A 14,724-nucleotide genomic window follows, 5' to 3' on the forward strand; every position below is an offset into this window, starting at 1 on the left:
CGCGCCGGCAGGTCGACCTCAGAACTTGTGGCGAATCGCGGCGCGCACCGCGAACTGGTTCGCCGACGACGACGGGCCATCGGTCCCGACCACGTAGCCGCCATCGGCCGCGGTGCCGGTCTTGTCGCCGGCGACTTTCTGCCATGCGCCCTGCAGGTAGACGTCGGTCCGCTTGGACAGGCTGTAGTCGGCCATCAGCCCGACGGTGTGGTATTTCGGCTTGAACGAACCGGCCGCCGCGTCGAACTTGCCGTCCGTGTACACGTACTGCGCGCCGAGATAGAAGTCGGACGTGAGCTGGTACTTGCCGTTGATCTCGAAGTTCTGGAACTTGGTCGCGGTCAGCCCGAGGCCGGAGAACGTCGACGCCGGCAGGTAGACGGTCGACACCGGATTCTTCACGTCGGTCTTCGTATAGACGAAGCCGACCGTCGCCGGGCCGAACGAATAGTTGATGCCGCCGCCGAAGATGCGCAGGCGATCGGCGACGAAATTCGCATCGTCGGCCGCGATCGCGCCCGCGCTGCCGACACCCGGGCTGTTCGCCTGCAGATAAGCGGCCGCGACCTGCAGCCCGGCCAGCGAATACTGCGCGCCGATGCTGTACTGGCGATTGGTCGAGAAGCCCGTGCTGTTGCTGAAGCTGTAGGTGCCGCCGACCGACAGCCCGTTCCAGTCCGGGCTCGCGTACTTGACCGTGTTGTTCACGCGGAACGAGTTGTCCGTGTTGTCGTTGTCGAACGGGTGCGAGAACAGCGTGCCGCCCCAGTTGCCGTTCGCGGTCAGCGGCGCGAGATAGTCGACGACGGAATCGTACTGGCGGCCGAAAGTCAGCGTGCCGAAGCGCGACGCGCTCAGTCCGACGAACGCCTGGCGACCGAACATCCGGCCGCCCTGGTTGAACCGGCCGTTGTTCACGTCGAAGCCGTTTTCCAGCGTGAAGATCGCCTTCAGCCCGCCGCCCAGGTCCTCGCTGCCCTTCAGGCCCCAGCGGCTGCCTTGTGCATAGCCGCTCGCGAGCTGGTAATTCGTTTTTCCAACCCCGTTTACGTTGACGTTGTTCGTGTAGTTGAAGCCCTCGTCGATCAGGCCGTACAGCGTCACGCTGTCCTGCGCGAAGGCCGGCGCGGCCAAAGCGGCCAGCGCGGCGGCAAAAATGACGTGCTTCTTCATGACGAATCTCCGGAGCCGGGGTGCCGGGCAGGCCATGCGCCCGGCGATTGTTGGTCTGTTTTATAAAGGTGGCCCGCAGGGCGGACTTCGCGGTGTGCGGCCGCGAGGACAAAATGGTGTCACGTCGGAAACCGCCCGTCCATCGGGGCGTGGGCCCGGCGCGCAAAGCGTTGCGCTCGTCCAACTTGCCGGTTCTCACCACGCCCCGATCAGGCTTGTCGGCAGCGGCTGGCCGGCGTTCCATCCGCGTAAACCCGGACGTCGTCACATCGGTGGCACAATGCGCATCCGTTCGTCATTTCTTCACGAAGTCATGCTTCACCCCGATTCATGCGCGGCGGGTGCCGGCCGCGCACGCGGCGCGCGCCGGGAGGCGGCCCGATGACCGCCCCCGCCCGGGCCGGCCGCTACGCCGAGCTCGATTTCTTCCGCGGTCTCGTGCTGCTGGTGATCGTCGTCGACCATATCGGCGGCAGCATCCTGTCGCGCGTGACGCTGCATGCGTATGCGCTGTGCGATGCGGCCGAAGTGTTCGTGTTCCTCGGCGGTTTCGCGACCGCCATCGCGTACAACTCGCTCGCCGAGCGCCACGACGAGGCCGCCGCGCGCCAGCGTTTCATCCGCCGCGCCTTCGAGATCTACCGTGCGTTCCTCGTGACGGCCGGGCTGATGCTGCTCATCACCGCCGTGCTGAACGCATTCTCGATCGACGGCCCGAACATGCCGACCAACGATCTCGACGGCCTGCTCCACAAGCCGCTCGCCGCGCTGCGCGACATCCTGCTGTTCCGGCGCCAGCCGTACCTCGCGTCGGTGCTGCCGATGTATGCGTTCTTCGCGCTGCTCGTGCCGCTCGCGCTGCCGCTCGCGCGCACGCAGCCGTGGCTGATGCTCGCGTTCAGCGGCTCGCTCTGGTACGCGGCGCCGCACATCGCGCGCTTCCTGCCGACCGTCGAAGGCGCGCCGTGGGACTTCAATCCGTTCGCGTGGCAGTTTCTGTTCGTGCTCGGCGTGATCGCGCGCTGCCAGCCCGTCTACCAGACGCTCGCGCCGAAACCGCAGGGCTGGCTGCTGACGGCCGTGTCGCTCGCGATCGTCGCGGCCGGCGCGTACTACCGCCTTCGCATCGAGCCGTTCCCGACCGATCCGTCGATCAAGCAGAATCTCGGCGCGCTGCGGCTCGCGAACTTCCTCGCGATCGCGTGGCTCGCGGCCAAGCTCGTGCACCTCGGATGGATGAAGAAGGTCGCGCACGCGATGCCGTGGATCGGCACGATCGGGCGCCAGGGGCTGCTGTGTTTCGTCGCCGGCACCGGCATCTCGCTCGCGGTCGACTCGCTGCTTTACCAGGCGACCGAAGGCTATCTGGACGTGCCGCTCGGCCTGACCGCCGACGTCGTCGCGATTGGCCTGCTGTATCTCGTCGCGAAGCTCTATGCGCCGCTGGTGTCGCGGCTGCCGTTCCCGTTCCGTTCGCGGCGATGATGCGCCGCGCCGTCACGCGCCGCTGCTACGATAGCGGGCGCCTCTCCTGAAACGATTCGCCATGCGCCGACTCGCCCTTCCGTTCGCCGCCGCGCTGATTGCCGGCGCCATCGCCACCGCCCACGCCACGCCGGGCGGGCCGGCGGTTTCGCCGGCGTCGTCCGCGCCCGCGGCCGCGACCGTCCCGCCCACAACGATCGCGCCGGCCGCCCAGGAGCCCGCCGTCAATCCGGGCAGCAGCATCGTGCTGCGCGCGTTCCGTTCGGCGTCGCTGAAGCGCGACTGGTCTTACACGGTCTACCTGCCGCCCGGCTACAACGCGGAAGGCGCGCGCTATCCGGTGCTGTATCTGCTGCACGGCAACGCCGGCAATGCGAACGACTGGATCACCCAGGGCCGGCTGCAGGCCACCGCCGACACGCTGATCGAGCGCCGCGAGATCCCGCCCGTCGTGATCGTGATGCCGCAAGGCGGCACCGACTGGTACGTCGATCGCAAGGAGAAGATGCAGAGCGCGTTCCTCAACGATCTGCTGCCCGAGGTCGAAGCGCACTTCGCGGTGTCGAACCAGCGCGCGGGCCGCGCGATCGGCGGCGTGTCGATGGGCGGCTTCGGCGCGCTGCGCTTCTCGCTGCTCGAGCCGGGCCTGTTCTGCGGCGCGATGCTGCTGAGCCCCGCGATCTACGCGAACGAGCCGCCGCTCAATTCCGCCGCGCGTTATGTCGGCGTGTTCGGCGACCGGCAGTTCGATCCGCGCGTGTGGCACGAGCTGAACTACCCGGCGCTGATGCGCGGCTATTTCGCGCGCAACTGGCGCGTGCCGATGTTCATCGCGGCGGGCGACGACGACCTGACGATCCAGGCCGAATCGAGCGTGCTGTACACGCAGCTGCGTCGCGCGCAGAATCCGGCGGAATTGCGCATCGTCGACGGCGGACACACGTGGGACGTGTGGCGCGGGCTGCTCGGACAAGGGCTGAAGTACGCGCTGGAGTGCGTGAAGTAACGAGGCCGGACGACGCGTCGACCTGTACACGGCGAATGCATCGCGCGCCGCCGCCGCTTTCCTCATCCAACCCGCAGGGGATCAAGCCATGTCCGTCTCGAAGAAGTTCGCGGCCGTCACGGGCGCCGGATCCGGCATCGGCCGTGCCGCGGCCATCGCACTCGCGAACGCCGGATATACCGTCGCGCTGATCGGACGCAACGAAGCATCGCTGGGTGACACGAAGGCGGCGATCGTCGCCGCCCGCGGCGACGCGCACGTGTTCCCGGCCGACGTCTCCGACGAAGCATCGGTCGAACACGCATTCGCGCGGATCGCGCGGGCGTTCGGGCGGCTCGACGTCCTCTTCAACAATGCCGGCCGCAATGCACCGGCCGTTCCGCTTGACGAATACGAGATCGACGTATGGAACGACGTCGTCGCGACGAACCTGACGGGCGTCTTTCTGTGCGCGCGCGCCGCGTGGCGCATGATGAAGGCGCAAACGCCGCAGGGCGGCCGGATCATCAACAACGGCTCGATCTCCGCCTACACGCCGCGCCCGAACACGATCGCGTACACGGCCACCAAGCACGCGGTGGCCGGCATCACCAAGTCGCTCGCGCTCGACGGCCGCGCGTACAACATCGCGTGCGGCCAGATCGACATCGGCAATGCGGCGACGTCGTTGACGGAGCGCATGTCGGAAGGCGTGCCGCAGGCCGATGGACGCATGGCGCCCGAGGCGCGGATGGACGTCGCGCATGTCGCGAATGCGGTCGTTCAGATGGCGAACCTTCCGCTGGATACGAACATCCTGAACATGACCATCATGGCGACCACGATGCCGTTCGTGGGGCGCGGATAAAGGCGCGGCGCGCCGCGCGATTCAGCGTTCGTGATAGATCGCGAGCCAGACGCTCGGCTCGTCGGGATGCGTCCACGCGACGCGATGCCGGCAATGCGGTTCGATCAGCACGTAGTCGCCGGCGCGCATGTCGTGCAGCGTCGCGTCCGCTTCGAATTCGAGCACCGCGGCGCCCGACAGCAGCACGACCCATTCGGCGCGCGAATCGTCGTACCAGAACCCGTCGGGGCTCGTATGCCCCATCGACACGATCCGCTCGACGTTCAGGCGCGCGCCGGCGACGAGCACATCGACCCGCTCGTCGTCGCCGCGCGTTCGTTCGACATTGAACAGGTTGCCGGTTTGAAGTTGCATGGTTCGACCTCGGATCGGCCTTCGGCGCAAGACGGATGACGCCCACTGTAGCGCGAAGGCCGGGCGCGCGGCGAACTATTCGGTGTCCGTCACGAATGCTTGCGGCCGCATCGCGCGAGCCGCGTCATGCCGGCTGCCGAAAGGCGGCAACCTTGTTTCGCCCGGTCGCCTTCGCGTAATACAACGCCTCGTCGGCTGCCTTGATCACGGCGTCGGCCTCGGCATCGTGCTCGGGCGTCCAGCTCGCGAGGCCGATGCTGGCCGTCACGTGCCCGTATTCGCTGCCCGCGTGCTCGAGCGGCAGCTCGTCGATCGCCGCGCGAATCCGCTCGGCAATCTGCGCGGCGCCCGTCTCCGATGTATCGGGAAGCAACACGACGAATTCCTCGCCGCCGTAGCGGGCCGCGGTATCGGCCGGCCGGCGGATGTTTTCGCCGATGCAGCGCGCAACCGCCGCCAGCGCGTCGTCGCCCGCCTGATGGCCGTAGGTGTCGTTATAGGCCTTGAAGCGATCGACATCGACGAACAGCAACGAGAAAACCGAACGTGAGCGCCGCGCGCGACGCCATTCGCGATCCAGCACTTCCGCGAAGCTGCGGCGATTGTTCAGGCCGGTGAGACCGTCGGTGCGGGCAAGCAGCACGAGTTCCGACTCGGCGCGCATCCGGTGCCGCAGCTGCGTGCCGAGCATGAACGACACCGCGATGAACGCGGCGCCGAACGTCACCACCAGCGCGCCGATCGTCACGGCGCGGTGCCGCCATGCCGCATAGATGTCCTGTTCCGCTTCCGCGACCATGATGATCAGCGGCAGCTTCGGCAGATGCCTGAAGTAATACAGGCGGCGCACGCCGTCGAGCGACGCGGTTTCGGAGAACACGCCCTCGCGCGCGGCCTGGAACCGCTTGAACGTCGCGGCGTGGCTGATGTCCCGACCGATGGTGCGAACGTCGTACGGATGGCGCATCACCATCACGCCGTCGGTGCCGATCAGCGAGATCGAACCGTGCTGCCCGAGCGACAGGCCGGCGAACAACTGGTGGAAATACTCGAGGTTGACCGCGATGAGCACGACACCGGCAAACGAACCGTCCGGATTCGAGATCCGCCGTGAGAGCCCGATGCTCGGGGAGCCTGCGCGCAAGCGTGACGAGAACGGGTCGCTGACATAAAGGCCGACATTCGGATTGTCGCGGTGCACGGAGAAGTACTTGCGATCGGCGAAATTGCCGCGGCGTGGCACGTCGTTGGCCGAATCGAGAATGATGTTGCCGTCGGCATCGAGTACCAGCACCGAGCCGAGAAATTGCGCCGTCATCGCATTGTCGAACAGCACGGCGCGCCGCAAGCTTGCCGGCGCGGTCATCATGTCGTGACGCCGCAGGCCATCGATGACCGCCTGCAGCGACAGGTCGTAGAGCTCGAAATTGCGTTCGATGTCGCGCTCGGCGATCAGTCCCAGATTGCGGGACGTTTCGCTCGCCCGCTCGAGCGCGTCGTTGCGGCTCTGGAACAACTGCAGCACGCACAGACCCATGAGCGCGCAAGCAATCACGATACCGATCGCGACGATGGTATGGGGAGCCGCCGACCTGAATCGCATGTGTCTCCTCGATGATCACGCTCGTGCGCGGCGCACGACGCGATTACTTCATACTAAATAACGCGCATTGGCATATCAAGCGGGGATGCCACGGTCGCGGCGCGACGACCGGTTGCGAGGCCGGTCGTCGCCGGCCGCCTGTCACGCATCCGGATCCGGAATCCTCGCCGACTGGATCACGACCAGCGTGTCGCCCGCCTCGATCCGGCACGGCGGATCCTCGTAGAACGAATGAATCTTCCCGCAGCGATCAAGGCCGACGACGATCGCGCCCGGCACGACGTTCGTCATGCAGCCGATCTCGTGCGGCAACGCCTCGCGCTCCAGCAGCGTCGCGCGCCCGCGCGTCGACAGCATGTCGTTCACGAACGGCACGATGTAGCGGCTATGCACCGCGTCCGCGAGCAGCAGCGCGCCGATCTTCGTCGACGACACGATCACGTCCGCACCGGCCTGCCGCAATTGCCGCTGATACAGGTTCTCCTGGATCCGCACGACGATCTTCGTCTCCGGCGCGATGCTGCGCACCGACAGCGTCAGCAGGATCGCGGTCGGGTCGTCGGTCACCGAGATGATCACGGCCTTCGCCGCGCGCACCTGCGCCTGTTGCAGCAGATCCTCGTGCGCGGGATCGCCGAGCAACCCGGTCACGCCGAGCGACGTCGCGGCCTCGAGCGCCTGCTGCTGCGCATCGATCACGATGATCGTCGCCGGATCGACGCCGCTTTCGAGCAGCTCGCGCACGGCGATCGACCCCGACAGGCCGTAGCCGCATACGACGATGTGATCGGACAGTTGCTTCTGCAGGCGTTTCATGCGGAATTCCTCGATGACGCGCTGGATCACGAACTGATATGCCGTGCCCAGGAAGATGAACCAGATGCCGATGCGGATCGGCACGATGAAGAACGCGTCGATCAGACGCGCACGCGCGGTGACCGGCACGATGTCGCCGTACCCGACCGTCGCGACGGTGACCATCGTGAAGTACACGAGGTCGGCGACGTTCATCGGCGTGCTCTTGGTCGAATCGCGCAGTCCGTCGCGATCGAGATACAGCACGAGGAACGCGAGCATGCACAGCACCACGACCGCGCCGAGACGGAACAGCAACGTGCGACGCGGCGACGTGGCCGGACGCGTGAACAGCGTGCGCGCACGCGGCGCCCGCCACGGATCGCGGGCGCGACGCAGGCGTGAGCGCAACGAGCGGCGCTTGTCGGAGGGCGTTGCCAACGGGGAATCTCCTGAAGATTGCGGGCTCGATTCTACGACGGGAACACGCGGGTACGCCGCTACAGCATGCTGCGCGGCCGCACCATCGTCCCGTCGACGAAACGCCGTGCACGGAACGCCGACAGGTCGAGCGACGGCTCGCCCGTATCGACCCACTCGGACAGCAACCGCCCGACGATCGGACCCATCGCGAAGCCGTGCCCGCAAAAGCCCGTCGCGATCGCGAGCCCGGACGGCGTTCCGGGCGCGTCGATCACCGGAATCCCGTCGGGCAGCACGTCGATCAGGCCGGCCCAGGCTTCGACGATCTGCGCGTCCTTCAGCGCGGGGAAGATCGCCTTCAGCTTCGCGAGCGCGCGCGGCGCATGCGCGCGATTCGGCTGCGGCTGCGGATCGCGCGGCTCGATCGCGCCGCCTCCACCGGCGATGCGCGCGCAGACATCGCGCCACGCCGCCGCATTCAGATGCAGCCGGAACTTCTCGCGCTGCGACCAGAACTCCGGCCAGAACAGGCTCAAGCCGCGCAGGTGGCCGAGCGTCAGGTCGACGTCGACCTGCATGTCGTCGGCGAGATTGATCGCGCCGTTCCTGCGTTGCCGAATGCCGAGGCCGTGGCCCCAGATCGTCGACGCGGACACGTCGGGCAGCACGTTGGTGCGCATGCAGGTGCCGCGCACGGCCTGCTGCGGCAGCCGGATGCCGATGCCGTCGAGCAGCCGGAAGCTGGTCGCGCCGGCCGCGCAGATCACGCGCCGCGTGCGGATCGTGCCGCGCTCGGTCACGACGCCGACGACCGCGCCGCCGGCCGTCTCGATCGCCGTCACGCCGCAGCCTTCGAAGAAACGCGCGCCGGCTTCGGCCGCACGTGCCGCGAACGCGGCGGCCACGCGGCGCGGCTCGGCCTGCCCGTCGGTCGCCGTAAACAGCCCGCCGAGCGTGCGCGCCTGCGCCGACAGGCCCGTCACGCGCGCGTCGATTTCCGCACGGGTCAGCGTGCGCGTGTCGAGCCCGTGTTCGCGTGCAACGGCGAGCCATGCCTGGAACGACGCCCAGTCTTCTTCGTTGTCCGCCATATACAGGCAACCGCCCTGCCGCCATTCGAGATTGAAGCCGAGCGCCTGCTCGAGCCCTTCCCAGATTCGCATGCCGGCCATCATCAGCGGCACTTCGGCGGACTCGCGGCCCTGCTGCCGCACGAAGCCCCAGGCGCGCGTCGATTGCTGGCCGGCGATGCGCGACTTGTCGAGCACGACCGCCTTCAGGCCGCGCAAGCCAAGGTAATAGGCGGCCGCACAACCCATGATGCCGGCGCCGGCGATCACGATGTCGGCTTCGGCCGGGAACGCCGTGTTGGCGTGCGTCAATGCGTCATGCAGCGGATAGGTAGTCGTCATTGTTCTCTGTTGGCGTCGATACGTCGGGCGTCGATACGTCGGGCGCCGCCATCGGCGTTCGCGATGGCATGCGCGGAATCATGCGGTCGGGCTGCGGGGCGCGCGAACGTACGGACGATCGACGAACGGCCCGGCCGCGGCCGCGTCGCCGGTCGTTTTTGCCGATCGGCCGTCCCCATTTTTTCGCCTTGACGGCGCTATGTTACCGCGCGCTAAACTGTATATCCATACAGTGTCGCCGCAGTCAAAATGATCCTCCCCCCATTCGATCCCCCGAAGCTGAACGACCTCACCGAATGGTGGACGAAGTGCACTTACGCGGACGTCCAGCGCCTGATACTGGAAGTCCAGCATCTTCGCCTGACGCTCTGGGAGCTGAAGGCGCACGTCGCGGATGCGTCGCGCCGGATCCGCGTGCTCGATCCGGACATGCTCGCGCATGGCTCCGCGCTGCGGCGGCTCGGCTATCTGCTGGACAAGGAGGTCGAACGCGCGAATCCGATCGGCCGCACGCGCGACGTATATGCGCCGTTTTCCGACGAATGGCGCGCCCGCGAAGCACTGCGCTGTGCATTGCGTGCGCAGCCGGCGCCCGCTGAAGCCGGCACGCTCCCCCGCGCGATTCCGGAATTTCAGCGCGTTACGTGGGCGGAGCTTCGTGACCGCTGGCGTCATCTCAGCGACAGGCAATCGACGCGCCAGAACATCGAGCAGCGCATGGTGCTCGAGATCGCGCGTCAGCGTTCGGTGATTCTCGCGCGAGCGAGAAAACTCGTGGATGCCGCGATCGACGAAGCGGCGGCGGACGGCAAGCAGTTGTTCGCGCTCGATCAATTGAAGCGGCTGCTGTCCGTCGAGCGCGAAGACGGCGAACCGTTCACGTACATGCCGGCATAACGCCGGCGAATGCGCGGCGATGAACGAATGGTCGCGGTAATGCGAGCGTAATACGCCGGCGCGCCATTCAATCGCCGATGCTTACTCACCTCGAAAACCGGCCTGCGTTCAGTGCGCCATCGCACATTTGCGCGCGTCACTGCAACGTCACGCGCACCGACATACCATCGATATCGATTTATACGTGAGCACTGCGCTCTCATCCTGCCCGGGAACAAATCATGCTCACCGCCAGAAATGCCGGAATTAATTTTTTTCTTTGACGGATTGAGCATTACCGGCGAATATTCGCGTCGATCTGTCGTTAGTACTTCTCAAGACATAAAAAACCAAGCTGCTCTCCGTGTATACGAGGACCTATCCAGCTTCGCCAACTGACACCTGATCGAAGGGGAAGAAATGATGTCGTTGTCCCAGGATGTGAGCGCCAAAAAAAACGCCTCGGTACACAAGGCCGCCCCGCCATCGCCGGTCTTCTGGAAGCCGGACCCCGTGGTCGCGGCCCCGCCGGAATCGGAGCAGCCGATGCCCGCGCTGCGCGATTTCTTCGCTGCGGCGGCGCTGCAGGGGCTGCTGTCGCGAGACGCCGGCCGTAACGTATCGGCGATCGCCGACTACGAATCCAAACGCGCGCTCGGCGCGTATCGCCTCGCCGATGAAATGCTGAAAGCGCGGTGAATGAACGGGCCCGCCGACCAATGCGGGCCTGCTTCATTGTTTTTCACATACCGCGGTAAAAAAGACTTATCTCCCGATTTTCAGCACGCAATATTTTCCACCCCGTTATTCGAATTTCCCAAACCGTTATTCGGTTAGCGCGAAATTACGCCATCACTGCGACAATTGCCGCGCAAGCAAGATGATATTCAGCATACAAATGACGGCCATCGAGCCGATGGCGGCCCAGCGCGTCGCGCGTCCGTTCGCGAACGTGCCCATGATGTCCCGGCGTCCGGTGAAGTAAACCAGCGCAAGCATCGGCACCGGTAACACGAACGACAAGACGACCTGGCTGATCACGAGCGCCTGCGTGGAATCGACGCCGAGCCCGATGACGAAGAACGCCGGCACCATCGTGACGAGCCGGCGCAGCCACACCGGAATCCGGAAGCCGACGAAGCCCTCCATGATCATCTGCCCGGCCATCGTGCCGACGACGGAGCTCGATATGCCGGCGCTCATCAACGACACGAGGAAGCAGGTGGCCGCGGCCGCGCCGAGCAACGGCGTCAGCGTCCGGTACGCAGTGGCGATTTCGGCGACGTCGCGATAGCCGGCGTGAAACGCCGCGCTCGCCATCACGACCATCGCCATGTTGACGGCGCCGGCAACGGACAATGCAACAACGACTTCCCAATTGGAAAAACGCACCATCATCCGGCGCTGTTCCGTATCGAGCCCCGCCACGCGTCGCTGCGTGAGCCCGGAATGCAGATACAGCGCATGCGGCATGATCGTCGCGCCGACGATGCCGACGGAGATCGTCAGCGCCTCGCCGCGCGGCCACCCTGGCACGACCGCGTGCAGCCCGACCTCGGCCCACGCGACGGGCGCGATGAACATCTCTGCGAGGTAGCACAGGCCGATCACGCCGACGAGCACGCCGATCGCGATCTCCATCGGCCGGAAGCCGTTGCGGTCGGCCAGCAGAATGCCGTAGGTCACGACGGCCATCACGCCCATCCCGGCGAGCGTCGGCAGCTTGAACAGCAGCGCGAGCGCGATCGCGCCGCCGAGAAATTCCGCGAGTTCGGTCGCCATCGCGGCCAGCTCGCTCGCGGCCCACATGCCGACGACCACCGGCGGCGGAAAATGCATGCGGCAGAGTTCCGCCAGGTTGCGGCCGGTCGCGATGCCGAGTTTCGCCGACAGCGCCTGGAACAGCATCGCAATGACGTTCGCCAACAACACGACCCACAGCAGCGTGTAACCGAACTGCGCGCCGGCGCGGATGTTGGTCGCGAAATTGCCGGGATCCATGTACGCGACCGACGCGATGATCGCCGGTCCCGCGAACAGCAGCGCCGCGCGCGGCGCGCGTCTTCTACCGGCGAACACGTCCCGCATGCCGGTCGCGGTGCGCTCCGTCAGCGCGTTCCTGTCGAGCGTCGCCATCCGCCCTCCGTCGAAAGATCGGCGTCGCGCGCGGCACGGCCGATGCAATCCAAATGACAACCGTTTGTAAGGCCGGCAGCGTGTGCCGCCGGTCACGAGACGCCGCTCGGCTCGTCCGCCGCGTCGGGTTCGTCGCATGCCGCCGCGCGGCCGTCGATGGCCGCGCGCTTCGCGAGTTCGAGATACGCCTTTGCAAGACGGCGCAGTTCTTCCTCCGACGCATCCTCGATGCCGATCAGCTGATCGCTCGCGGAGCGCGTCGCCGCGACGAGTTCGTCGAGTTTCAGATGCAGCGCGACGCTGTCGCGGTTCTGATTACGCTGCAGCAGGAACACCATCAGGAAGGTGACGATCGTCGTGCCGGTATTGATCACGAGCTGCCACGCATCCGAGTAGTGAAAGATCGGCCCGCACGCGAGCCACAAGACCGTGATCGCCACCGCCGAGCCGAACGCGACGGGCGAGCCGGCCCATGCGGTCACGCCCGACGCGAACCGTTCGAATGCCCGCGTCACCGGATGCCCGTCCGGGTTCGCTTCGGCCGAACCGGCACCTTGCCGCCCCGGCTCCCCGCCACGTGAATCATTGTCCATCTGCATGTCGTCTCCGAAATCGAAAGTCGTCGCGGCGCCCTTGGCTGGCCGACGCACGCGGCTTGCGTCGCCGGACGGCGCAACCCCCGAACGTGCCGCCCGGAGCGCCGAGCATCGCGCGTGCCCGGGCAATCGAAGCGTGCGCGACGCCGGCTGCGGCGTGCGGGATCGCTTCGTGCTGGTTCGACAGCGCGAACGTCGCGCGACCTCTTCTATGGAGATTCCATGTTCATTCACAACACGAGGCTTCAATACACGGTGCGGGTCGACGCACCGAACCCCGGGCTCGCCAACCTGCTGCTCGAACAGTTCGGCGGACCGCAGGGCGAACTCGCCGCCGCGATGCGCTACTTCACGCAGGCGATTACCGAGGAAGATCCGGGCCGCAAGGACATGCTGTTCGACATCGCGACCGAGGAGCTGAGCCACCTGGAAGTGATCGGCTCGCTGGTCGCCATGCTGAACCGCGGCGCGAAGGGCGAACTCGCCGAAGCGGTCGACGAACAGGCCGAGCTCTATCGCAAGCTGCACGGCGCGGGCAACGACAGCCACGTGACGCAGCTGCTGTACGGCGCCGGTTCGCCGCTCATGAATTCGGGCGGCGTGCCGTGGTCGGCCGCGTACATCGATACGATCGGCGAACCGACGGCCGACCTGCGCTCGAACATCGCGGCCGAAGCGCGCGCGAAGATCATCTACGAGCGGCTTATCAACGTGACCGACGATCCGGGCATCCGCGACGCGCTCGGTTTCCTGATGACGCGCGAGGTGTCGCACCAGAAGTCGTTCGAGAAGGCGCTGTACGCGATCACCGACAACTTCCCGCCGGGCAAGCTTGCGCCGGTCGAGCCTTATGACCGCGTGTATTTCCGGATGCAGCCGGACGCGCAACCGCTGGTGGGCCCGTGGAACCACGGCGGCGACCTCGAGATCCGTCCGGCCGAGCCGGCCGTCGACGGCGGGACGGGCATTCCGGAAGGCATGCTGGAGCAACGCCAGGCGGACGCGATCGACGCGATGGCGCAGCGGCTCGCATCGGATCCGGACAGCGATCCGGTGACCGGCGCCGAGCTCGGCAGCGGCTCGCCGGTCCCGCAGGACGGCGCCGCCGGCAAGCCGGATCGCGCATGAACGTTACCGCCGGGTGCCCGTTCGCGGTGCCCGGCGCCTTTTCGCCCCCGAATGGAGAACGCAATGACCGTTGATACGACTGCAGGCGATGAACACCTGATGGACTGGCTGCGCGACGCGCACGCGATGGAGGAACAGGCCGAGACGATGCTCACGTCGATGGCCGGCCGGATCGATCACTACCCGGATCTGAAGCGGCGCATCGAGCAACACATAGAGGAAACGCGCGAACAGGCCCGGTTGCTGCGCACGTGCATCGAGCGGCGCGGCGGCTCGGTGTCGACGATGAAGGACGTCGGCGCGAAGACGATGGCATGGGTGCAGGGCCTGGCCGGCGCGTTCGCGACCGACGAGATCGTCAAGGGCGCGATGGCCGGCTACACGTTCGAGCACTTCGAGATCGCCGCGTATCGCAACCTGATCGAGGCCGCGCGATTCGTCGGCGACCGCGAGACGATGGAAATCTGCGAGCGGATCCTGCCCGAGGAACAGGCGATGGCCGCATGGCTGGAGCACAACATGGCGGGCGTGGTGCGCACCTATCTCGCGCGCGACCAGGCCGACGCGCCGGCGAAGCGATAGCCGCGCCTCCTGCGACGCGGGCACGCGTCACGCGCCTGCATCGCAGGAATCGGGTTGATCGTCCATCAGATACTGGATCACGAGCGCCGGATCGGCGACATCGAGAATCAGCCGGCGCATCACGCGCCTGCGCATATGGTCGTCGTCGAGCGTCCACGGCGCCGCTGCTTCGCCGAGGTAACGGGCGATCGCGTCGCGATGGTCGCCGTCCGGCCCGAGCCCGAGCCGCGCCGCGAGCAGCCCGGCCACCACGTCGTCGATCTCGATCTCCAGCGGCCTGGAATCGATCAGCAGTTCGAGTTTCATGA

General features: G+C 66.6%; 15 protein-coding genes. 7 read left to right on the plus strand and 8 right to left on the minus strand.

Annotated features, from left to right (window positions below; translation table 11 throughout):
• Positions 1-18: 18 nt before the first annotated feature.
• Entirely contained in the window at positions 19-1,173 is a 1,155-nt protein-coding gene (locus tag WS51_RS06490) for a porin (RefSeq protein ID WP_059451126.1), read from the minus strand.
• Positions 1,174-1,554: 381 nt separating this feature from the next.
• On the opposite strand from WS51_RS06490, the gene WS51_RS06495 reads away from it, so the two are divergent.
• The 3 genes from WS51_RS06495 to WS51_RS06505 all read left to right on the plus strand — a co-directional run bounded on the left by WS51_RS06495 (position 1,555) and on the right by WS51_RS06505 (position 4,511).
• Complete coding sequence (locus tag WS51_RS06495) at positions 1,555-2,658, plus strand: OpgC domain-containing protein (RefSeq protein ID WP_059451297.1); 1,104 nt, start codon at positions 1,555-1,557, stop codon at positions 2,656-2,658.
• A 61-nt stretch (positions 2,659-2,719) separates the two neighbouring features.
• Positions 2,720-3,664 carry an alpha/beta hydrolase gene (locus tag WS51_RS06500; protein WP_059774152.1) on the plus strand — a complete coding sequence of 315 codons (945 nt, stop codon included), beginning with the start codon at positions 2,720-2,722 and terminating at the stop codon, positions 3,662-3,664.
• An 88-nt stretch (positions 3,665-3,752) separates the two neighbouring features.
• Entirely contained in the window at positions 3,753-4,511 is a 759-nt protein-coding gene (locus WS51_RS06505) for an SDR family oxidoreductase (RefSeq protein WP_069228822.1), read from the plus strand.
• 21 nt (positions 4,512-4,532) lie between these two features.
• On the opposite strand, the gene WS51_RS06510 is transcribed toward WS51_RS06505, so the two are convergent.
• The 4 genes from WS51_RS06510 to WS51_RS06525 all read right to left on the minus strand — a co-directional run bounded on the left by WS51_RS06510 (position 4,533) and on the right by WS51_RS06525 (position 9,098).
• The gene (locus WS51_RS06510; protein ID WP_059507617.1) at positions 4,533-4,865 is read right to left on the minus strand and encodes a cupin domain-containing protein; all 333 of its coding nucleotides are present in this window, start codon (positions 4,863-4,865) and stop codon (positions 4,533-4,535) included.
• A gap of 124 nt (positions 4,866-4,989) precedes the next feature.
• Positions 4,990-6,468, minus strand: coding sequence for a sensor domain-containing diguanylate cyclase (locus WS51_RS06515; protein ID WP_059545621.1), 1,479 nt, complete (start codon positions 6,466-6,468; stop codon positions 4,990-4,992).
• 141 nt (positions 6,469-6,609) lie between these two features.
• Positions 6,610-7,704, minus strand: coding sequence for a potassium channel family protein (locus WS51_RS06520; RefSeq protein ID WP_059451118.1), 1,095 nt, complete (start codon positions 7,702-7,704; stop codon positions 6,610-6,612).
• 59 nt (positions 7,705-7,763) lie between these two features.
• On the minus strand, positions 7,764-9,098 hold the full coding sequence (locus WS51_RS06525; RefSeq protein WP_059792778.1) for an NAD(P)/FAD-dependent oxidoreductase: 1,335 nt from the start codon (positions 9,096-9,098) through the stop codon (positions 7,764-7,766).
• A gap of 249 nt (positions 9,099-9,347) precedes the next feature.
• On the opposite strand from WS51_RS06525, the gene WS51_RS06530 reads away from it, so the two are divergent.
• Together WS51_RS06530 and WS51_RS06535 are read left to right on the plus strand one after the other, a co-directional pair.
• Complete coding sequence (locus WS51_RS06530; protein WP_059507620.1) at positions 9,348-9,995, plus strand: hypothetical protein; 648 nt, start codon at positions 9,348-9,350, stop codon at positions 9,993-9,995.
• Positions 9,996-10,394: 399 nt separating this feature from the next.
• The gene (locus WS51_RS06535; protein ID WP_069228823.1) at positions 10,395-10,673 is read left to right on the plus strand and encodes a hypothetical protein; all 279 of its coding nucleotides are present in this window, start codon (positions 10,395-10,397) and stop codon (positions 10,671-10,673) included.
• Positions 10,674-10,826: 153 nt separating this feature from the next.
• On the opposite strand, the gene WS51_RS06540 is transcribed toward WS51_RS06535, so the two are convergent.
• Together WS51_RS06540 and WS51_RS06545 are read right to left on the minus strand one after the other, a co-directional pair.
• On the minus strand, positions 10,827-12,110 hold the full coding sequence (locus WS51_RS06540; protein WP_059774160.1) for an Nramp family divalent metal transporter: 1,284 nt from the start codon (positions 12,108-12,110) through the stop codon (positions 10,827-10,829).
• Positions 12,111-12,202: 92 nt separating this feature from the next.
• Positions 12,203-12,709: a low affinity iron permease family protein gene (locus tag WS51_RS06545; protein WP_059507623.1), complete on the minus strand. Its 507-nt coding sequence runs from the start codon at positions 12,707-12,709 to the stop codon at positions 12,203-12,205.
• A 219-nt stretch (positions 12,710-12,928) separates the two neighbouring features.
• On the opposite strand from WS51_RS06545, the gene WS51_RS06550 reads away from it, so the two are divergent.
• Both WS51_RS06550 and WS51_RS06555 read left to right on the plus strand, forming a co-directional pair.
• Positions 12,929-13,834 carry a manganese catalase family protein gene (locus tag WS51_RS06550; RefSeq protein ID WP_059507624.1) on the plus strand — a complete coding sequence of 302 codons (906 nt, stop codon included), beginning with the start codon at positions 12,929-12,931 and terminating at the stop codon, positions 13,832-13,834.
• Between the two features lie 63 nt (positions 13,835-13,897).
• A complete protein-coding gene (locus WS51_RS06555) occupies positions 13,898-14,416 on the plus strand; it encodes a ferritin-like domain-containing protein (protein ID WP_059451111.1) in 519 nt (172 codons plus the stop codon).
• A gap of 27 nt (positions 14,417-14,443) precedes the next feature.
• On the opposite strand, the gene WS51_RS06560 is transcribed toward WS51_RS06555, so the two are convergent.
• The gene (locus tag WS51_RS06560; RefSeq protein ID WP_069228824.1) at positions 14,444-14,722 is read right to left on the minus strand and encodes a hypothetical protein; all 279 of its coding nucleotides are present in this window, start codon (positions 14,720-14,722) and stop codon (positions 14,444-14,446) included.
• Positions 14,723-14,724: the final 2 nt, after the last annotated feature.

Source organism: Burkholderia territorii, from assembly GCF_001718335.1.
In the GTDB taxonomy this organism is placed as follows: domain Bacteria; phylum Pseudomonadota; class Gammaproteobacteria; order Burkholderiales; family Burkholderiaceae; genus Burkholderia; species Burkholderia territorii.